The sequence below is a fragment of the Protofrankia sp. BMG5.30 genome (genome assembly GCF_001983005.1).
GTDB classification, from domain to species: domain Bacteria; phylum Actinomycetota; class Actinomycetes; order Frankiales; family Frankiaceae; genus Protofrankia; species Protofrankia coriariae.
The window spans coordinates 17,348-37,365 of record NZ_MOME01000052.1; the positions used below are offsets into that span (position 1 = coordinate 17,348).

16 protein-coding genes and 3 pseudogenes are annotated in these 20,018 nt (G+C 68.3%); 13 read left to right on the plus strand and 6 right to left on the minus strand.

Going from position 1 to position 20,018, the window contains the following annotated elements:
* Window positions 1–28: 28 nt before the first annotated feature.
* The 3 genes and pseudogenes from BL254_RS28765 (at window position 29) to BL254_RS28770 (ending at window position 3,034) form a co-directional block, all read left to right on the plus strand.
* On the plus strand, window positions 29–388 hold the full coding sequence (locus BL254_RS28765) for a helix-turn-helix domain-containing protein (protein ID WP_254858403.1): 360 nt from the start codon (window positions 29–31) through the stop codon (window positions 386–388).
* A gap of 188 nt (window positions 389–576) precedes the next feature.
* Window positions 577–855, plus strand: a pseudogene (locus tag BL254_RS22075) (transposase); the annotation flags it as partial.
* Window positions 856–916: 61 nt separating this feature from the next.
* The gene (locus BL254_RS28770) at window positions 917–3,034 is read left to right on the plus strand and encodes an NACHT domain-containing protein (protein WP_047225095.1); all 2,118 of its coding nucleotides are present in this window, start codon (window positions 917–919) and stop codon (window positions 3,032–3,034) included.
* Window positions 3,035–4,267: 1,233 nt separating this feature from the next.
* Here the strand turns inward: BL254_RS28770 and BL254_RS22085 are convergent.
* A complete protein-coding gene (locus tag BL254_RS22085; RefSeq protein ID WP_076844931.1) occupies window positions 4,268–5,008 on the minus strand; it encodes an SDR family NAD(P)-dependent oxidoreductase in 741 nt (246 codons plus the stop codon).
* A 104-nt stretch (window positions 5,009–5,112) separates the two neighbouring features.
* Here BL254_RS22085 and BL254_RS22090 point away from each other — a divergent pair, with 104 nt between their 5' ends.
* A complete protein-coding gene (locus BL254_RS22090; protein ID WP_047225097.1) occupies window positions 5,113–5,709 on the plus strand; it encodes a TetR/AcrR family transcriptional regulator in 597 nt (198 codons plus the stop codon).
* On the opposite strand, the pseudogene BL254_RS28775 reads toward BL254_RS22090, so the two are convergent.
* Both BL254_RS28775 and sigJ read right to left on the minus strand, forming a co-directional pair.
* Window positions 5,706–5,891: pseudogene (locus BL254_RS28775) on the minus strand (IS982 family transposase); the annotation flags it as partial. The gene BL254_RS22090 and the pseudogene BL254_RS28775 sit on opposite strands and share 4 nt — an antisense overlap.
* Window positions 5,879–6,757 (minus strand): RNA polymerase sigma factor SigJ, encoded by an 879-nt coding sequence (gene sigJ / locus BL254_RS22100; protein ID WP_047225098.1) that lies wholly within the window; start codon window positions 6,755–6,757, stop codon window positions 5,879–5,881. The pseudogene BL254_RS28775 and the gene sigJ, both read right to left, overlap by 13 nt.
* A 283-nt stretch (window positions 6,758–7,040) precedes the next feature.
* Here sigJ and BL254_RS29655 point away from each other — a divergent pair.
* The 4 genes and pseudogenes from BL254_RS29655 to BL254_RS22120 all read left to right on the plus strand — a co-directional run.
* Window positions 7,041–7,258, plus strand: a pseudogene (locus BL254_RS29655) (MFS transporter); the annotation flags it as partial.
* Window positions 7,259–7,376: 118 nt separating this feature from the next.
* Window positions 7,377–8,033, plus strand: a complete 657-nt coding sequence (locus BL254_RS22110) for a hemerythrin domain-containing protein (protein WP_076844933.1) — start codon at window positions 7,377–7,379, stop codon at window positions 8,031–8,033.
* A 26-nt stretch (window positions 8,034–8,059) separates the two neighbouring features.
* Complete coding sequence (locus tag BL254_RS22115; RefSeq protein ID WP_076844935.1) at window positions 8,060–8,755, plus strand: NAD(P)-dependent oxidoreductase; 696 nt, start codon at window positions 8,060–8,062, stop codon at window positions 8,753–8,755.
* Window positions 8,756–9,202: 447 nt separating this feature from the next.
* Window positions 9,203–9,694: a hypothetical protein gene (locus BL254_RS22120; protein WP_139342451.1), complete on the plus strand. Its 492-nt coding sequence runs from the start codon at window positions 9,203–9,205 to the stop codon at window positions 9,692–9,694.
* A gap of 270 nt (window positions 9,695–9,964) precedes the next feature.
* On the opposite strand, the gene BL254_RS22125 is transcribed toward BL254_RS22120, so the two are convergent.
* Window positions 9,965–10,927: a GlxA family transcriptional regulator gene (locus BL254_RS22125; protein WP_047225103.1), complete on the minus strand. Its 963-nt coding sequence runs from the start codon at window positions 10,925–10,927 to the stop codon at window positions 9,965–9,967.
* A gap of 159 nt (window positions 10,928–11,086) precedes the next feature.
* Between BL254_RS22125 and BL254_RS22130 the strand changes: the two genes are divergently transcribed.
* Window positions 11,087–12,139, plus strand: a complete 1,053-nt coding sequence (locus BL254_RS22130) for an NADPH:quinone reductase (RefSeq protein WP_047225104.1) — start codon at window positions 11,087–11,089, stop codon at window positions 12,137–12,139.
* A 103-nt stretch (window positions 12,140–12,242) separates the two neighbouring features.
* On the plus strand, window positions 12,243–12,728 hold the full coding sequence (locus BL254_RS22135) for a TIGR03618 family F420-dependent PPOX class oxidoreductase (RefSeq protein ID WP_083731302.1): 486 nt from the start codon (window positions 12,243–12,245) through the stop codon (window positions 12,726–12,728).
* A gap of 381 nt (window positions 12,729–13,109) precedes the next feature.
* On the opposite strand, the gene BL254_RS22145 is transcribed toward BL254_RS22135, so the two are convergent.
* Window positions 13,110–14,798: a serine/threonine-protein kinase gene (locus tag BL254_RS22145; RefSeq protein WP_076844938.1), complete on the minus strand. Its 1,689-nt coding sequence runs from the start codon at window positions 14,796–14,798 to the stop codon at window positions 13,110–13,112.
* 557 nt (window positions 14,799–15,355) lie between these two features.
* Here BL254_RS22145 and BL254_RS22150 point away from each other — a divergent pair.
* From BL254_RS22150 to BL254_RS22160, 3 genes are read left to right on the plus strand one after another with little or no spacing between them, the layout of a single operon-like run.
* Complete coding sequence (locus BL254_RS22150; protein ID WP_076844948.1) at window positions 15,356–16,585, plus strand: toxic anion resistance protein; 1,230 nt, start codon at window positions 15,356–15,358, stop codon at window positions 16,583–16,585.
* A gap of 39 nt (window positions 16,586–16,624) precedes the next feature.
* Window positions 16,625–17,143: a hypothetical protein gene (locus BL254_RS22155; RefSeq protein ID WP_047225106.1), complete on the plus strand. Its 519-nt coding sequence runs from the start codon at window positions 16,625–16,627 to the stop codon at window positions 17,141–17,143.
* Window positions 17,140–18,729, plus strand: coding sequence for a TerD family protein (locus tag BL254_RS22160; protein ID WP_076844941.1), 1,590 nt, complete (start codon window positions 17,140–17,142; stop codon window positions 18,727–18,729). The genes BL254_RS22155 and BL254_RS22160 overlap by 4 nt, the downstream gene beginning before the upstream one ends.
* 71 nt (window positions 18,730–18,800) lie before the next feature.
* On the opposite strand, the gene BL254_RS22165 is transcribed toward BL254_RS22160, so the two are convergent.
* On the minus strand, window positions 18,801–19,931 hold the full coding sequence (locus BL254_RS22165) for a glycerophosphodiester phosphodiesterase (RefSeq protein ID WP_254858407.1): 1,131 nt from the start codon (window positions 19,929–19,931) through the stop codon (window positions 18,801–18,803).
* Window positions 19,932–20,018 lie beyond the last annotated feature (87 nt).

Consider the following 20,018-nt stretch of genomic DNA (forward strand, 5'->3'; position numbering starts at 1 on the left):
GCCGAAGTTGGTGTATGCCCGCCCTCCCGTGGACGCGGAGGAGGAGCAGAAGATCCGGAAGTTGGCCGGGTCACGGCACGCTCCCGGTGACTGGATCCTGCGGGCGCGGATGATTGTGGCCAGCTGGGAGGGCGAGCGCACCAGCACCATCGCCGCCCGGCTGGGCTGCCACATGCAGACCGTGCGCGAACGRCTGGCCCGGTTCAACGCCGAGGGCCTCGACGGGCTGGGTGACCGGCCCGGAGCCGGCCGCAAACGCCGGATCAGCGAAACCCAGCGGGGCCGCATCATCGCCCTGGTCCGCGCCGACCCCCGGGCCGGCCGGTCCGCGACGCCGGCGGCCAGCTGTGTGCCGCGGACGAGGCCGGCCCACCGCAGTGGACCCTGAACTACCCTCACCGAGGCCGCCCAGGCCGAGGGCATCCAGATCCAGCGCAACCAGGTTCGGCGCATCCTGCTGGCCGAGAAGGTGCGCCGGCGGCACACCCGCTCCTGGGCGCACAGCGAGGACCCCGACTTCGCCCCACAAGGGCGGCGACCATCGAGCTCTACACCCACCCGCCCGCTGGCACCACGGTGATCTGCGTCGACGAGCTGGGCCCGGTGATCCCGCGCACGTTCCCGCCGGCACCGGGCTGGTCAGCCGACGGCCACCGCATCAAGGCACCCCTGGAGTACTCCCGGGGCAGCGAGAAGACCTGGGTCTTCGGCGGCCTGCGCATCCGCGACGGCACCGAGGTCACCTCCTGCGCCCCATCACGCAACAGCGACGGCTGGATACAGCTGTTGACCCTCATCGCCCAGGCCAATCCCCGCGGCCCGATCCGGGTGGTCACCGACAACCTGTCCACCCATACCAGGGGGAGGTACGGGTCGATGCACAGTGCGATCGGGGCGATCGTGATGATGTGACGGTATGGGGGGACAGCGAGCGCGCGGTACCGGCACGGCATGGGTGGCGGTGGGGCTCGCCGTCCTGGCGGTGGCGGTCACCGTCGTGGTGTGGAGGACGTGGGACGACGCGCTCTCCGCCGGGGTCACCGGCGGGATCGGCCTGGCGGTGACCGTGGCCGGGGGATGGGTGGCCTGGGCCGCCTACCGGAAGCCCCCGGATCTGGACCTGGCTACCGTTGCCGACCAGATCGCCGATGCCGTGTTCAAGCAGTGGGACGGCGAGCTCAGACGGCGGCAGATCGGTGATCCGCATCCGCTGCCGGTGGCCTGGGATCCGGCGGATGCGGCGTTGACCGAGGAGTGGTCGTCGATCCGGCAGCAGGCCGCGAGTGGGGCCTGGCCCCCCGAAGCGCCTGAAAGACCGTGGGCGACCGGCCCGGCGCAGCTCGCCGGTCGCGACAAGAAAATCATCGACGTCCTCGACCGGATACCGACCGGCCGGCTGGTCATACTCGGCGAGCCGGGTGCGGGTAAGACGGTCCTGGCTGTCCGGCTGTTGCTGGCTCTGCTCGCCCGCCGTGCCCCGGGCGGTCCGGTGCCCGTGCTGCTGTCGCTGGCGTCGTGGAACCCCGCCGACCAGGACCTGGCCGCATGGCTGGAGGCCAGCCTCATCCGCAACCATTCCGGGCTGGAGGCTCCCGCTCCGGACGCCACCGGCGAGGACCGTAACCGGGCGCGGGCGCTGCTGGACCGCCGGTTGCTCCTGCCGATCCTCGACGGTCTCGACGAGCTTCCTCCGGCGCTGCGCGCCACCGCGCTCGCGAAGATCAGCGAGATGCTGCCGGACGGGCAGGGCCTGGTCCTGACCTGCCGGAAACAGGCGTTCCGCTGGGCGGTCCGTCCCTCCTATTGGGGTGGGGCCGAAAGCAAACTGAAAGGCGCCGCCGCGGTCGTGCTGCGTCCCCTCACGCCGGACGATGTCGCCGACTATTTCCGGAAGGCCCCAGGGGGGCCGGTGGTTACCGCCCGCTGGGACGAGGTCGTGGCGTCCTTCACCGCTACCTCGCCACCGCCGGTGGCGCGGGTTCTGACGACACCGCTGATGGCCAGTCTGGCGCACACCGTCTACAACCCGCGGCGCGGCGAGTCCCTGCGGGGCGTGCCCGAACCGGTCGATCTTCTCGACCCGGCCCGTTTCCCCACCGTCGCCAAGGTACGGGAGCATCTGCTCGACGAGTTCATCCCGGCCGCCTACCGTCCGCACCCGCACCGCGGGGCACAGCGGCGGCTGCGATTCCTTGCCCGCCACCTGGAGGAGCACCTGCACGGCACGCCGGACCTCGCCTGGTGGCAACTGCCGGCGGCCGCACCGCGGCCGTTCTTCGACCTCACGGTCCGAATCGCCTTCGGACTCACGTTCGGGCTCGCGATGGGATGCTTGGCCAGGCTCATGTTCGGACCCCAGATCGCCCCCGAGCTCGGGGTCATAGCCGGGCTCGTGGCCGGGGACAGGTTCGCGCGCGTGTGCGGCCCACGGGCGGAACCGTCCCGTGGAGTGCGCTGGCAACCGAACCCGACCGGATTCCGGATCGGACGCGTGGGCGGGCTCGCATACGGGCTCGGATACGGTCTCACCGCCGGATTCGCGTACGGGCCGGTGGCCGGGCTCGCGTGCGGGCTCGCGGCCGGGCTCGCATACGGGCTCACGGTCGGGTTCACGTTCGGGCTCACCGGGGCGGCAGCCGATCTGCGGACGGCGGCGAGCCCGCAGGCGGTCCTGGAACGAGACCGTCGGGCCTTCCGCATTCTCGGGTTCACGCAGGGGCTCTCGGGCACGGTCACGTACGGGCTCGGCGGCGGGCTCATGATCCTGCTCGTGGGCGGGTATGCAGACGGCGGGCTCACGGTCGCGCTCGTGTTCGTCCTCGCCGGCGGGTTCATGGGAGTGCTCACCGGCGGGCTGTCTCAGGCGGTATGGGGATGGTTCGCGCTGGCTCGCCTGCGCCTGGCGGCGTCCGGCCAGGTGTCGTGGCGGTTCATGGGCTTCCTGGCGGACGCGCATGAGCGGGGCGTCCTGCGTCAGGTGGGGGCCGTCTACCAGTTCCGCCATGTCGAACTGCAACGCCGCCTGGCCCGCTGAACCTGAATGCACGCGCGACCAAGAGGAGCAGGGCCACCGCCGTTTCTCGTGGTCCTTCCCGCCTTCACGCGCCAGCTCCCACGCAAAAACCACCCCCGCTCGCGGCAATACCCACCTCTCGAACTCCGCCCGCATCACCCGCGCTGGCACCGCCGCCGGCGTCCGGCTGATCCGAGCTTGGTTACTGCCCGTGAAGAAGTCCAGCAGCCRCACGTTCTTGATCTYGCAGTCCCCGTACTCCATCTCCACCGTCAGCCCGCGGGTTGGCTGCTCCATATCAATCTTGGCGCTCAACCAAGTTACGAAACAACCTTTAGCGATCCGAGTCGGAAGACCTACGATCAAGATTCGCCAGTGTGTGCGAATGCAACGGTACTGCATGAACGTGTCGTGGTAAGGCTGAGCTTCAGCGTCGTGACCGATGTGGTCGARCAGCGCCGTGATATGATCAAGCTGGAAGGGATTGTTAAATACTGTGGGTAACGTACGCGATTGCTTGTTGCTCGAGAAAACGATGGGTTCTGTGTGCTCATTGTGGGTGCGGACGTTGCGGACGTTGCGGAACTGTCTGACGGTCAATAGCACCCTCCGGCATCTGCGGTCGCTGCGACCTGCGCGTTCGGGCATTCTTTGATATCGGTAGATATGTTCCGACATGTGTTTCTGGGGTCTTTTAATCTGCGGGTTCAGGGTTCGATCCCCTGGCGGCCCACCGCATAGCGTGATGGACGTCCAGCCTGTGGTGGTCTCGTCTTTTTGATTCTTTAAGGAAGATCGTTAGAGGATTGCGGGCTCAACGCGGACTCAAATCTCACGATCTTATTCGTCGGATGATCGTGCGGGCTCAGTACCTTGATTCATTTTGATGACGTAGCGTGACTAACGCCCTGCCTGGGCTCGCCCGCCGGGAAATCGACAAACTCCGATGCCGGGACTGGCGGACGGGCGGGACGTCAACGCATTATTTGATCATGTCTGGCTGGACGTCGAGACGGCGGACCTCGCCAAAGCAACAGACCCTGGTCTGCGACCCCCAAGAACTATTCGATCTTAATCGAAGGCCCTGGGATCACCATCCGTCCGGTCGCGCTGCAGCTGCTGACCAGGGATGATGCCAGTGAGCGCTGGTCCAACTGTCCTGTGGTCGCAGTCGAACATGAGTTCCGTAAACCTGGTAGTTCCCGCACCCGCGGTCCGGTTGGTGACGGTGACCGGGGCGGGGCATCCTCCCTGTCAGGCGGCGAAGCCGCCGTCTACGGCTATTGCGGTGCCGGTGATGTAGCGGGCCGCGTCGCTGGCGAGGTGAGCGACTGTCGTGGCGATCTCCTCGGCGGTGCCGTAGCGGCCGAGTGCGGTGAGGCTGCGCTGGAAGGCGGCGGTGGGGCTCCCTTCGGGATTCATGTCGGTGTGGATCGGGCCGGGGTGGACCACGGTTGCGGTGATGCCGCGCGGGCCGAGGTCGCGGGCCAGGCCCTTGGTCAGGCCGGTCAGAGCGGCCTTGCTCATGGAGTACAGGGTCGTGCCGGGGCCGGGAACACGTTCAGCCAGGCAGGTGYCGATGGTGATGATTCGGCCGCCCTCGGTCATGTGCCGGGCCGCCGCCTGGGCGGCCAGGAATGCCGCGCGGACATTGACCGCAAGTGTTCGGTCCACCTGGTCCAGAGTGGTCTCATCCAGGGGGCCGGCGGCGAAGATGGCCGCGTTGTTGACCAGGATGTCGATGCGGCCCAGTTCGCCCACGGTGCGCGCGACCGCGCCGGTCACCGCCTCGGGGTCGGCGTTGTCGGCCTGGATGACCAGCACGCGGCCCCCGTCGGCCTCGATCTRCCTGGCGACCCGCTGGGCGGCGTCAGCGTCGCGTAGGTAGGTGAGGGCGACTGCCGCGCCCGTGCGGGCAAGCCGCCGGGCGATCGCCGCTCCGATGCCTCGGCTGCCCCCGGTCACCAGCGCCACCTTGCCCGCAAGCTCTGTCATGTCTGCCACCTTATTTCTATGTCGATCGACACAGAAATACCTACCAGGACGCGCGTGTGGGGGTCAAGATATATTTAACGATCAATACAGAATTGAGGTGGGTGATGGGCAGGCGCGGACGGCCACGTGGCTTCGACCGGGACGTCACCCTGCGGCGGGCGATGGTGACGTTCTGGGAGCGGGGCTACGAGGGCACGTCGATGAGCGATCTCACCGCCGCGATGGGCATCGCCTCGCCGAGCATCTACGCCTGCTTCGGCAGCAAGGAGCAGCTCTTCCGGGAGGCCGTGGAGCTCTACGGCGCCACCGAGGGCGACAAGGTGTGGCGCGCGCTCGACGAGGCGCCCACCGCCCGCGAGGCGGTGCGCCAGATGTTACGCAGCAACGCCGACTCTTTCGCCGACCCTGCGACACCGCCCGGCTGCATGATCGTCCTCGCCGCCGCCGGCACGACCAAGAACGACGACGTGCGCGCGTTCCTTGCCGAGCGACGCCGGAACATGCACGAAGCGATCCACGCCCGACTGCGCCGCGGGGTCGCCGACGGCGACCTGTCCGCGGACGCCGACACCAACGCCATGGCAGCGCTGTACACCACCGTCCTGCAGGGCCTGTCTCTACAGGCCCGGGACGGCGCCCCTCACGACACCCTGGAAGCAATCATCGACGGCGCGATGGCCGCCTGGGACGGCCTGACCTAGACGAGTAAGATCGCGGCCGCCAGCGCGAGGATCCGCTGGGCGACGCGGATCCCGACGCCCTCGCAGCTGCGTCCGCTGTGGTGTTCCAGGTCAAGCTGCCCTTTGAGGGTGTCGTTGACCGACTCGATGAGCTGGCGGACCAGCCCAGGGTTCGGACTTACATACTCGTCTAGTCGGTCAGGAGCAGGTTGTGGAGTTTGTCGGGGTCGAGGATCAGGTCGATCGTGGCGATACGTTCCTCGATCACGGTGATGCCGGCGACCGCGATGACGCCGGCCGATGTTCGAGCGACGATCCCGGCGGTGCCGTTGACCAGAGCCGGCTGGCAGTGYCGCGCGAAGCGTGGGCCCTGGGCGGCGACCTGCCGTGCGACGTCCGCGGCACCGGTGAGCAGGGCGGGCACGGGCCGGGTACGTGAGCCGGTGTCAACGCGGAACACGACGTCGGGATCCAGCACCGCAACGAGGGCGTCGAAGTCGCCGGCGCGGGATGCCGCCAGAAACGCGGCCACGACCCTACGCTGTGTGGCGATGTCGGCGTCCGGGACGGTCGGGCTGCCCTGCACCCGGCGTCGGGCGCGGCTGGCGAGCTGACGGGCCGCGGCGGGTGTCCGCTCGAGCATCGAGGCGATCTCCTCGAACGGTATGGCGAACATGTCGTGCAGGACGAACGCGAGCCGTTCGGACGGGGTGAGCGTTTCGAGCACGACGAGCAGGGCCAGGCCGACGGAGTCGGCGAGCAGCGTCTGCTGTTCCGGGTCGTCGCTGTCGTCGACGTTGACGATCGGCTCGGGTAGCCAGGTGCCGACGGAGTCCTCCCGGCGGGCCTGGCGGGCACGCAGCATGTCGATGCACACCCGTCCCACGACTGTCGTCAGCCAGCCACCGAGGTTGCCGATCGAACCGTCGTCGGAGCGGCTCAGACGCAGCCACGCCTCCTGGACCGCGTCCTCGGCCTCACTGCGCGAACCGAGCATGCGGTAGGCGACCGCGTGCAACTGTGGGCGCTGTCGCTCGAACTGCTCGGCCTGCCACGTCGCATTGTCCACGGATCACCGCTCCTTCGATCGAACCCCTCCTGAGCAATGACGAATCCGGCACCGCCGATGTGACGGGGCCGGCCGCACCGGCCCGGCCGACCGGTCCCGGGTCCTGAACGTCGTCGGCAGCGGCGCCCACGGGGTGACGAGGGTAACAGTCACATCCGCCCATCGGGATCCGACAGAGAGATGACAGTCGAACGCGGCTGACTCCGAGCCGGCGGCCACGGCGGCCGCACATGGGAGGGATCTTGAATTGGACGCAGTCGCCAGTGGCGCAGGGGTCGAACGCCTGATCAGAATTTCCTCGCTGATCGGCGGACTTGCCGGGAACCCCGGTGTCCTGGTCGGCGCGCGGCTCGTGCAGGGTCTCGGCGTCGCGCTGATGCTGCCGGCGGCACTGTCGATCCTGACGACGACGTTCACGGAAGGCACCGGCCGCCACAAGGCGCTGGGAGTCCGGTCCGGGGCGGGGTCGGCGGTCTCGCGTCCGCCGTCGGGGTGTTTCTCCCGACATGCCGCCGGACGATCGTCAGGGGTCGCATGTCGGTAACCGACACCTTCAAGATCAATCAGGACTGGCGGCAGCGCGATCCCCTGACCAGCCAACTACCCGTTCGGAGCGCAGATGACCAATAATACGAACGCCGAGAACAACCGTACGTCGCCACCGGCCGGCACGGTCGACTTCACCATGATGTATGTGGCACACGCCGCTTTCACCCGTGACCTGCAGCGCCTGCGGCTCGCATGCGAACGTGGCCACCTCCGGACGCCGGCAGCACGCGCGCGTTGGGCGGCGTTCACCAGGCAGCTCCACATCCACCACCAGGTCGAGGACGCCATCTTGTGGCCCCTGCTGCGCGACAAGGCGCTTCGGCCTGACGAGATCACCGTTCTCGACGCGATGGAGGCCGAGCACTCGCAGATCGGGCCRCATCTCGAACACATCGACGACGCCCTCGTATCGGACAACACGGCAGGACTCGTCAGGAGGATCGACGCCTTCACCACGAGTCTGACCGCCCACATGCGGCACGAGGAAAACAAAGCCCTGCCACTGGTGGAGACGTATCTCGGCCCTGACGGATGGGCGGYGTTCACCACGACGATTCGTAAAACGCAGGGCCTGCGTGGGGGCGCGGAATTCCTCCCGTGGCTGCTCGACGGTACATCCGAGGGAACACAGGCCAAAATTCTCGGGATGCTGCCGCCGCCCGCCAGGTTCCTCTACCACCGGATATGGGCGCCCAAGTACTACCGCACCGCGGGTACCACCGCATGAACGGATCATTCGGAAGGAGCGTAACCATGAGGATCGTCGTTTTCGGCGCCAACGGGCCGACCGGCCGGCTGCTGACCGGACAGGCGCTGGCCGCCGGTCAGCACGTCGCCGCGGTGACCAGGCGACCGGCGGAATTCCCGATCACGCATGAACAGCTCGACGTCGTGGAGGCCGACGCGCATGACGCGCGGGCCGTCGACCGAGCTGTCGAAGGAGCCGACGTCGTACTCTCGGCGCTCGGTGTGCCGTTCACCCGCAAGCCGGTCACCATCTACAGCGACGGCATCCGTAACATCACAGCCGCGATGGCGCGGCACGGGGTCAAGCGCGTGGTCGTGGTGAGCTCGAGCGCCGCCGAGCCGCACCATCATGCGGACGGCGGTTTCCTGCTGAACCGTGTCTTCCAGCCGTTGATCACAGCGACGATCGGAAAGACGACCTACGCCGACATGCGCCGTATGGAGGAATTCCTGCGCGGCGGCGACCTGGACTGGACGATCATGCGTCCCTCGGGCCTTTTCGATGCGCCCGGTGTGACGAGCTACGAGCTTCGCGAGGACCAGGCGCYGGGTGTCTTCACCRGCCGCACCGACCTTGCCGCGAGCCTGCTCGAACAGGCGACCGATACCCGGTTCGTGCGCAGGGCTGCCGCGGTGACAACCTCCGAAGGCGYCCCCACACTGTTCCAGCTGCTGCGCCGGGAGGCACTCAAACGGGACTGACATCCGGTGCGGACGGCGGGCTCGCGGTGGCGATGCGGAGAACCGTAGGCAGCCGGGTGGGTTGTCTACGCGCCTGTCACAGAAGGCCGGCCAGCAATACTTCTCCGCGGCCTTGTCGCTGCCGGCAAGCCGCACCGGCACCGCGAGCTGCGGTGGTGACGCCGCTCCTCGCGATCGCATGAGAGCCGTGTCTTATCTCTCAAATCGACTCGTCTCCCGTGGATGTTGAGCGACGTGATCGTGTGGGCTTCTCCCGAGCAAGAACCGTCGGTTTCATTCTCTATACATGAGCACATTGTCGCAGGTCAGCGCATTGATAAATGCGATCATGTAATCTGTTGTTCATGGCTCACAGGACCACGTATCGATCTGGAGTGCATCCCGACTTGCGCGGTACGAGACCCCGACCGGGACCTCATCCGCACCGCGCATCTTCTGGAATCCACTATGCTGGACTTTGTCCTGCAAGCCCTCGACCGACTGGACAGTTGGAGACCAGGCTTCATGCGGAAACGTTTACGTTTGTTGACCCTTGTCGTCCTCTCGTCGATTGCGCTCGTCCCGCTGATGGCCGGGCAGGCAGAGGCCGCTGGCAACATCACGAGCACCGTTGGCTCCTTCGATCCCTATGCCCATTCGGAGGCCCTCTTCCAGTGGGGTGGTACGAACCGCCTCACCGCGGTCACGCTGAAGGGGGCCGACGATGGATGCGACGGTTATAAGATCGGCGTCCGGCTGGTGACCGTCCCCAACCGCGGCGCCAAGCACTACTGGCCCTGGCACGGCTACACGACCGGCTGTGGCACGACCTACACCTACAACACGTACGCCGTCGATTCGAACGGAATCCAGTACGCCACCGTGGAACTCGGCGTTTTCAAGGGCGGCACACTGATAGGCACCCGGGAAGCGCCCATCTCCAGGAGGCCGAGCGCCTGAAACGACAGATCGACTGGTCGCCGGGTAGATCCGCTATCGGCGGTGTAACCGCGAAGCCCCCGGTGGTTGGGCCCGTTCGGGGGCTCGTTCTTGAGGCTGGTATCCGGTGGCCCGGGAGCGTACTAGCGTCCGCCCGGTTCCGTGCGGCCGGGYGAATGCGATCTCCGCGTCTCCTGAAGGGCTGATGAAGTGCGGCATCCTCGTTCTTTCTGATCGATACATGACGTAGCACAGGTATCACGAATTTCACCGGCACGTGGGAAGGGTGGGTTAACGGTTCCGGGCACGGAAGGTACGCCGATAGGCGGCCGGTGAGACGCCGACGGAGGTGCGGAAATGCTGTCGGAGGGAGATGTCGGTACCGAACCCGGCCTGTCGGGCGACGAGGTCGATCGGCAGGTCGCTGTTTTCGAGAAGGTGCCGGGCGTGTTCCAGTCGCTGTCCGGTCAGCCATTGGCCGGGGGTCAGGCCGACTTCGTCGCGGAACCGCCGGGTGAAGGTGCGTACGCTCATGCTCGCGTGGGCGGCGAGTTCGGCCAGGGACAGCGGTTCCGACAGGCGTTCGAGTACCCAGGCGCGGGTGGGAGCGGTACTGGCGGCCGATGGTGGCGGGACGGGACGTTCGATGTACTGGGCCTGTCCTCCGTCACGCCACGGCGGCACGACGCAGCGGCGGGCCGCGCGGTTGGCGACCTCGCTGCCGTGGTCGCGGCGAACGAGGTGCAGGCACAGATCGATGCCGGAGGCGGCACCCGCTGAGGTGAGCACGTCGCCGTCGTCCACGAACAGCACGTCGGGGTCGACCTTCACCCGGGGGAACATCCGCTGGAAGCGGTCGGCCTCCAGCCAGTGGGTGGTGGCCGGGCGTCCGTCGAGCAGGCCCGCGGCGGCCAGGAGGTACGAGGCCGTGCAGATCGACACGATGCGTGTACCCGTCGGGATGCGGGTAAGCGTGCCGGCTACCGGCTCGGGCAACTGTCCGGCTGGGCCGATCTCGAGTGGATGGACGGGTGGGATGACGACGGTGTCCACCGCCGCCAGGACCTCGGCTGTGTGGTCGACGGCGATGCTGAACCCCGCGTCGGTGCGGACCGGCCGGCCGTCGACGGTGCAGACGACCACCTCGTAGAGCGGTTCACCGGCCGGCCCGACGGCGGCGGTGAAGATCCGCGCTGGAATGCCGAGTTCGAACGGGATGACTCCGTCCAGGGCGAGCACAGCGACCCGATGCATGGCCAGATCCTATCGGATGGTGTCTCACGGGCCACTTCCGGCGGATCAGGTGCCGGGTCATCCTGGCGTGGTGGTTCGGCTCCCCGCGTAGGGGTGGCGGAGACGGGGGCGTGTCGACGTTTCCGTTGGTTGTCCTGATTCTCCTGGAAGGAACGCTGCATGAAGTCGATCGTGTATGAGCGGGTCGGGGGATCCGATGTGCTGCGGCTGGTGGAGCGGGTGGAGCCCGAGCCGGGGCCGGGTCAGGTCCGTGTCCGCGTCGCCGTCTCGGGGGTGAACCCGACGGACTGGAAGGTGCGCCGGGGAGCGCTGGGTTCGTCGCTCCCGCCGACAGGTCAGGTTCCCAACCAGGATGGCGCCGGCACCGTCGACGCGGTCGGCGAGGGAGTCGATCCCGCGCGGGTGGGACAACGTGTGTGGATCTGGGAAGCGGCCTGGCAACGAGCTGACGGCACCGCGCAGGAGGCGATAGTGCTGCCTGCGCGCCAGGCGGTGCCGCTGCCCCCGGCTGCCTCGTTCGACCTCGGGGCGAGCCTCGGCATCCCGGCCCTGACCGCGCATCGTGCCCTCACCGTCCACCCGGACGGTCCGTCCGTCCTCGGACCGTCGGCGCTGGCCGGCCGGACCGTGCTCGTCGCCGGCGGCGCGGGAGCGGTCGGGCACGCCGCGATCGAGCTGGCGCGCTGGGCCGGGGCGAACGTCGTCTCCACCGTCAGTTCTCCGCGGAAGGCGGCGTTGGCCTCCGCGGCCGGCGCGCACCATGTCGTCAACTACCGCACGCCGGACGCGGCCGAAGCGATACGCAAGACCGCCCCCGACGGCGTCGACATGGTGGTCGAAGTGGACCCCGTCGTGAACGCCGAGCTCAACCAGCAGGTCATAGCCCCGAACGGGGTTGTCGCCATCTACGCCGACACCAGCGGCTCGCAGCTGACCGTTCCCCTCAGGGCGCACATGTTCGCCAACACCCGCCTGCAGTTCGTGCTCGTCTACACGATGCCCGACGCGGCGAAGCGCCAGGCCATCGGGGACGTGAGCGCCGCCGTGGCCGCCGGCGCCCTGCGGGCCGGCGAAGACGCCGGGCTGCCGGTGCAACGCTTCCCGCTGACCGAGACGGCCGCCGCGCACGACGCGGTCGAGGGCGGCGCGGTCGGGAAGGTACTCATCGACGTCCGACATGACGGACGGTCGAAGCCACCGGCCTCGCGGTAATCGCCGAACAGGAGCCGCGTTACCGCAACGCGGACAGTTCGGCCCTGTCCGCGTCGTGGTGCCCTTCAGGAACCGTGAACTCGTGGAACGAGGAGCAGCGCTGATGACCGGCCAGGCGACGACAGAGCACTCGGACGGGAAAGGGATGCCGGCGTTGCCCGCAAGCGCCCGCCGGCTGTTCGCATCGGACCGGGAGGCAACCGTCGTGACGATCGACCCTGACGGTACGCCGCAGGCCTCGCTGGTGTGGATGGCCCTCGACAGAGGCAGCCTCGTCTTCGGCGTGGAGGAGCATCGCCGGAAAGTGCGCAACCTGCGCCGGGACCCGCGAGTGACAGTCATCATCCACGACAACGAGCGAACCGCCGACGGAGTCGCGGACGGCCTCACCCAGTACCTCACCGTGCGGGGCCGAGCGACCCTCCTCGGCCCAGGGATCCCGGACGAGCTCACCGCGCTCATGGACACCCTGGCCCGGCGCTATCTCGGCACCGACGTCTACCCCTTCGGGAACCGCGGCTCCGAAACGGGAATGATCGTGCGGATCGCGGTCGAGCGGATCGGCGGCGTCGGCCCGTGGGTGGACTGACACGGCACTGTTGCACTCGTCGATTACCAGCAATCTTGGATATGGATCTTCCCGTCGGCAGGAACTCCTACAACCAAATCACGGAGGCTTCAGACACCCCGGAACGGCTCAATGTTCCGACACGTGTTTTAGTCCGCGGGTTCCGGGTTCGGGCCCCTGGCGGCCCACCATGCAACGTGACGAGCTATCTGAGCCGCATGTACAGGTCCGACTTGTCGGTCGTGCCGGGTCGTGGGTTGGTGAGGTGGCGGACGGGCAGCGGCCGGATCGCCCGGCCGCCCGAGCCGGGCTGCGGGCGTGAGCGCAGGCGCGGGCCACCGCGGGACCGATGCGGTCTGGCGCGCTGACCACTGACGTCACCGGGCGCCACCGCCGGGGCGGTCAGGACGGGCGCCACCGGCCGGGGCCGGCTGCCCTGCGCAGCGCCTGGTCCAGCGCGGGCACGGTGACCCGCAGCCGATCCAGCTCACAGAAGGTCAGCGCACCCGTGGTTTTGTTGATCATGGGCGCCTTCGTCCGGTTCCGGTAGGGGAAAGCCACCTCGTCCCGGGCGAGAGCCAACTGCAGGCGCCGACTGCCCGGGTCGACCCACGCCTGTTTCACGTCCGTCCAGCTCAGCCGGTAGGTCTGGTCGTCGCGTTGGAGGGTCAGCCCGCCGGCATCGAGCTCGAGATAGTCGGGATTCGACGGATCCTCGAAGAAGAGCACGACGCAGGCGATGGCGATGAGCGTGGCGATGCCGCCGACGATCACGCCGATGACGTCGAGCCACCAGGCGTATCCGACGACGAACGCCGCCACGAGCCACGGCGCGGCGGCCACCGCGAGCAGGAACACCGCGGCAGCGAGATAGCTGGCCTGGGGCTTGCCGGGAAAACTCTCGCCGAAGTTCATCAGGCAACCGAGCAGGCCCAGCAGCCCGAACCCACTGACCAGCACCCCGATGGCCAGCATCCACCAGGGAAAACCGACCGCGAAGACGGCCACCAGCCACGGCGCCGCGCCAAGCGCCGTCAGGATGACGCCGCCGCCGAGGTCGTCATAGTTCGGTTTGAAACCGGTCCGGAAACCGTCCTCGTCGGAGTCCCCGCCGGCTGCCGTGCCACCGCCGGCCCTGCCGGGGAAGGAGCGGTGGGCTGGTGGGGAGTCGGGCCGCCGCGGCCGCGGCGCCGGTTGCTCGGCTGGCTCCGCCTCGTCCGGTAGCCCGGTGGGCGGCCTGAACGCTGTTCGCCCCGCCGCCGGAGTCGACCGCGCCCCGACCCGGGCCAGCCGGCGGCGCGCGTCCGACTCGGACATGCGCTCGCCCGGATCCTTGACCAGTAACCCGAGCACGACGGCGACCAGATTGCCGTCGGTCCGCATCACCGGCGGGTCCTCGTACAGCACGGCGTGCATCGTCGCCGGCCAGTTGGACCGCTCGAACGGACGGCGGCCCTCGGCCGCGTGGTAGAGCGTGGCACCCAGGGAGAACAGGTCGCTGGCCGGCAGCAGGCGCTCCCCCGCGAACCGCTCCGGCGCCATGTACGCCGGCGTGCCCGGGGCGAACCCGCTCTGGGTGATCGTGGGATCCGAGTCGTGCAGGGCCAGCCCGAAGTCGATGAGCACGACCCGGCCGTCCGGGGTCAGCAGGATGTTCGCCGGCTTGACGTCCCGGTGGGTGACGCCCAGATGATGCGCGGCGGTCAACGCGTCCAGCACGGCCAGCCCGATCCGGGCCACCTCCGGCGCGGGCAGTGCCCCGGTCCGGACGGCGTCGGCGAGCGTCCGCGCCGACGGCACCAGCTCCATGATGATCCACGGCATGCCGTCGTCCACGACCACATCCAGGATTGTCACGATGTGCGGGTTGTGCCGCAGCTTGGCGATGTTCTTCGCCTCCCGCTGTGCCCGGCCGATCCAGCGCTCCCGTTCGACGGCTGTGGCGCCGGACGGCACGTTCAGCTCCTTGACCGCGACCTCGACGCTCAACACCTCGTCCACCGCCCGCCAGACGGTGCCCATCCCACCGGCGCCGAGGGACTCGACCAACCGATACCGTCCGGCGACCAGCGAGCCCGTGYGCCTGGTCAAGAATCTTCCCCCCGTTCGTCGCGAACACGGATTGTTACGGCATTCTCACCGAAAATTCGCGCATGAATATCGTAGGTGAGAGCGGATCGCGGCCAGTGGTGTACTCCCGCCACCGCATCGGTGACGGAGCACCGCCAATCACCGGGCCGATCGCGTGATCGTCGCCAGAACCGACTCCACCCGCGTAGCCAGCGCGCACCCCGCCTCCGTCGGTCGTCATGTGACGGTCGTGCATGCGGCCAGGGTGCCGCGGTCGGCCACTGGTCGTGTGCTCTCGGGGCCGCCGGCCTCCTCGAGCCGCTTTACCCGCGGAACACGCGCGGGCCGGGGATTCGGAGAAACCCGCGATGGGTATGGGCGTTCTCGCGTTGCGGCGTGCGGTTGTCGGTCCTGCCCTCGCGTTCGGTCGCGGCGCGGTGATGTCACCGATTTGTCTGGCCCGCTGCCATCCACACAGCTGACGATCCACCCGACATACCGCGTAGGGTCGAGTGTGGCCGACACCTTGCGCAGCGCGGACACCAGTTGGGTGCGGCATGGGTTGGGAGGTGACGTTCATGTCGGATTCGCTGGACCTGGGCGGGCCGCTGACGCCGCCCGCGGCCGGGGCCGCCGTGACAGGAGCCGCTGGCGGCGCGCTCGAGCTCTCCCCGCCGACGCCCGTTCCGGTTGTCGCCGACGATCGGGTGGACAGCATGATTCCGCTCGACGAAGCGACCCGGGCGGAGCTGCGCAGGAGGGCTGTGGCGTTCGCCGACGACCTCGCCGCGCAGGACCCGAGAAGCCCGGCGTTCCAGGACAAGATCAACGATATCGCGTCGATGGGCCAGCGGGAGATCGTCGCGAGTGCCCGGACGTCCAACCGGATRCTCGAGCGTCCGGCGGCGGCGCTGCGCAGCACCCGCGGTGGCCGTGGCGGTGATGCCCAGGCGCGAGTCACCAGCACGCTCGTCGAACTACGCCAGACGGTGACCGAGCTCGACCCGGCGAGGGCCGATCTGAAGGGTGCCCGCAGGTTACTCGGCGTGGTGCCGTTCGGCACCAAGATCTCCAACTACTTTCAGCGCTACCAGTCGGCGCAGAAGCAGCTCGACGCCATTATCAGGGCGCTCGACTCCGGCCAGGACGAACTGCGCAAGGACAACGCCGCCATCGAGCAGGAAAAGGCGGAGCTCTGGGTCGCGATGGGCAAGCTCACCGAGTACGCGACTCTTGCGAAGGCGCTCGACAACGCGGTCTCGGCGAAGATCGATCGGCTGCGGGCCGCGGATCCGGGGACCGCTGACGCGCTTACCTCGGATGCGCTGTTCCCCATCCGCCAGCGTCAGCAGGATCTGCTCACCCAGCTGGCGGTGAGCGTGCAGGGCTATCTCGCCCTCGACCTCGTCCGCAAGAACAACCTCGAGCTCATCAAGGGCGTCGACCGGGCGCAGACGACGACCGTCGCCGCACTGCGCACGGCGGTGATCGTCGCTCAGGCGCTGGCGAACCAGAAGCTCGTGCTCGACCAGATCAACGCGCTGAACGCCACGACGAACAATATGATCATGTCGACCAGTGAACTGCTGCGCCAGCAGTCGGGCCAGCTCCAGGAGCAGGCGTCGTCCAGCACGGTCAGCGTCGAGGCCCTGCAGAAGGCATTCGACAACATCTTCGCGACGATGGACGCCATCGACACGTACAGGGCGAAGGCGGTCGAGAGCATGGCGGCGACCGTCACCGCTCTCGAGACCCAGGTGGGACGCTCGAAGTCGTACCTGGAGCGGGCCCGCGCCAGCGAGGGCTGAGCGACGCTCGTCATACGATCGGCACGGACAGGAGGTGCCGTGTTCTTCCGACGGCGTTCCCGCACCGCTGAGGAACCCAGGAACCAGGCAGCCTCGGCGGCCGGTTCCGAGCCGCGGGACACGGCCGACGTCGTCCGCGAGGTCCAGCAGCTGCAACGGGAGCTTGCCGGGATCGTCGCGAGGGCGAACACGGACGGAGGACGGCTGCCGCCCGGAGCCGTGCCGACCGTGCGCGACATTGATGACGTCCTGCGGCCGTTACTGAGCTACATCGAGGTCCAGTCTGCGAGTGAGGAGGAGATGAGGCATCTCACCGCCATAATCCACGAGTACCTCCCGCAGGCTCTCGGCGACTTCACCGCGTTGCCGGTCCAGTACACCGAACGCCCCGGTGTCACGGGCACCACGCCCGCCGAGGACCTGATCCGCCAGCTCCAGCTGCTCGACGAAGGCGCCAACGAGCTACAGGACCTCGTCTACACCGGAGACGCCGCCAAGCTGGCGATCCAGGCGCGTTTCCTGGACGCCAAGTTCCGCCGTTCGGACCTCGATTCATGACTGTCATCCTGCCCAGGGGCGGGAACGTGCTGCTGTCGGACGAGGCACCCGGTATCGAGCGGGTGGGCATCGGCCTCGGCTGGAGCGGCGGGTCCGGCTCGGCCGCCGTCGAGCTGGACGGTTTTGTCGTCCTCGACAACGGCGGTGCGACGTCATCCCAGGTGCTCCTGGCCCATCAGGTGCCGAACCCGACGGAACGGGTCGGCGCTTCCCCGCCGCCGCGCCCGCTCGTCGGTGACGTGGAGAAACTTGTTGTCACGCTGGCCGCCGTGCCGGCCGAGGTCAGCCACCTGCAGTTCGGAATGGCGATCTACGACGCGGCCGGGCGCGGGCAGACGTTCCGGTTGGTGCGCCACGCCTACATTCGAGTCCTGAACCACGCCGACAATGTCGAGATCGCCCGCTACAGCCTGGATCCGGGAATCGGGCTGGAGACGGCAATGATCTTCGGTGAGATCTACCGTCACCTGAGGGGATGGAAGTTCCGGGCCGTTGGACAGGGCTACGTTACCGGWCTTCCGGGACTCGCCGGAGCCGACGGAGGGGACATCGCGACGGCGCATCCCAGCAGGGCGGCCGCCTTTCTCACGCGGGCCTCGCCGGCCCGGACCCGGCGGAACGTGGCCGCGCATCTGCACCCGCCGCGCACCGACCCACCCAGGGTGCCCCCGGTGATCGTGCCCTCGTCGCCCCCACGCCCGCAGCCCCCGCATGCACCGCCCGCCGAGCGGGACCCTGCCGTGGCACGGCTGCCCACACCGCCGACCAGGCCCGCGCCCCCGACCAGACCCGCGCCCCCGGCCGGACCTGCGGCACCGGCCACGCCCGTGCCGGCAGCTACCCGTTCGCTGCTCGACCTCAGCGGGCCCGACGAGGCCACCGCGGCAGCCGTGGCCCGTGCGACGGCCACCCGTGCCTCGGCACGGCCGTCATCCACCCGCATCAACTACGGCGAGCATTCTTCGCGTCACAAGCAGCGTATGGAACATGTCACCGTGCTCGATGACGATCATCCAGCCACTGCCTGGACGGAAGAGAAACGTGGCTCGGGCACCATGACCGTGACTCTGCAGTGGGCGCTGCTGAAGACCCAGACGGGACTGCCCCGCCCGAGCAACATCCACCTCGGCTGTCTCTGGCAGGCGAACGATGCGGCGRCTGGCCTCATGCAGGACCTCGGCGACACCGTCAGCGCCCCTGGGCACGCGGCTCCCCGCCAGGTGTTGCGGCTCGGCCGCCGCGACGAGCTGGAAGGGCAAACGATCTTTGTTGACCTGGGTGCGCTCCTGACGTTCAGGCGCTTCTTCGTTTTCGCCTACGGGCTGCACACCGGGCCGGAGTGGTCCCTGCTGCGACCGGTGCTCACCGTCGCAGCCCGGACCGGCGAGCAACTCACAATCCGCCTGGGTGACGCGCCACCGAGAGCTCGGATCTGTGTCGTCGCGTCGTTCCACGTCGCGCAGGACGACGTGATCATCCGGCGGGAGAACGACTTTCTCGAGGGAGCCCAGGCCGACGTCGCCGTGCGTTACGGCTGGTCACTGGAGTGGAGTCCAGGCGGGGAAACTCTGCGCGACGTTCCGTAGCGACATCGCCGGCCGACGACGGTCTCCGGCACCGAACGGCGCGTCCCGTGCCGGGAGAGGCTGTGATCCTGTCACGCGCTGCCGGACGGCTTCGCGGACGCGTCGTCCCGCGCGATGACGCCGATGTCCGCCTGGTCGGTGAAGAGCCCGTCGATGCCGGCTTTCAGGTACCTCACCTGCTCGTCGATCGCCCGGCCGAAGTCGTTGGGACTGGTACCCCGCCGGTAGTCCGCTGGCAGGAAGCTGTTCTCCGCCCGGAAGGTGTAGGGATGCACCACCAGCCCCGCGGCGTGCGCGTCGGCGACCAGTGCGGTCGGTGTGCCCAGCGTGCCGTCCGCGGCCCACGGGATGACCTGTGTCTTCTCCGGTCCGATGCCGTTCGCGTAGCTTGCGATCTGCCGCAGCCCGGCCGGCGTCGACAGGTCCGCGTAGGTCCGCGGGTCACCGGCGTCGACCAGGTCGAACGGGGCGCCGGTGGCACTGAGCAACTGCACCAGGGCGGTGCGCAGACCGAGCCCGCGCAACTGACCCAGGTTCTTCGTCTCGAACGACTGCAYGAACACCGGGGCGCTCTGGTTGTTCAGGCCATGCCTGCGCAGGGCGTCCACGAGCCGCTGCTCCAACGGCAGACCGGCCTTCTGGAAATACRTCGGATGCTTGGTCTCCGGGTAGACTCCGATTTCACGACCGAGTTCGCGGGAAAGTCGCTGGCGCAGTTCCAGCACTTCGGTGAACGTCGGGATCTCGAACCGGCCGTCATATATCGTGTTCTCCTGCCGAACGGCTGGCAGCCGCTCCTTGGCGCGCAGCGTTTTCAGCTCGGCAAGTGTGAAGTCCTCCGTGAACCAGCCGGTGGTCGGTACACCGTCCAGTATCTTGGTCGCTCTGCGGGAGGCGAACTCCGGGTGGTCGGCGACGTTGGTGGTGCCGCCGATTTCCGGCTCGTGTCGGCAGACCAGGACGCCGTCCCTGGTGGGCACAAGATCTGGCTCCACGAAGTCGGCGCCCAGCCGGGCGGCCAGTTCGTACGAGGCCAGGGTGTGCTCCGGGCGGTAGCCCGACGCGCCGCGATGCCCGATCACCAGCGTCCGCTGGCGCCTGTTGCCACCGGAGCCGGCGGACGCCACACCTACCGAGGCGGCCGAAGCCGTCGACAGGACGGTGGTGGTGGCGAGCGGGGCCACAACAATACCCGCAATCACGGAGCGGCGGTCCACGTATCAATGCCGCTAAGATAAGAACGGGCGCCGACAAGATCAATATCTGCTTGATCGTTTCAGTGCGGTTTT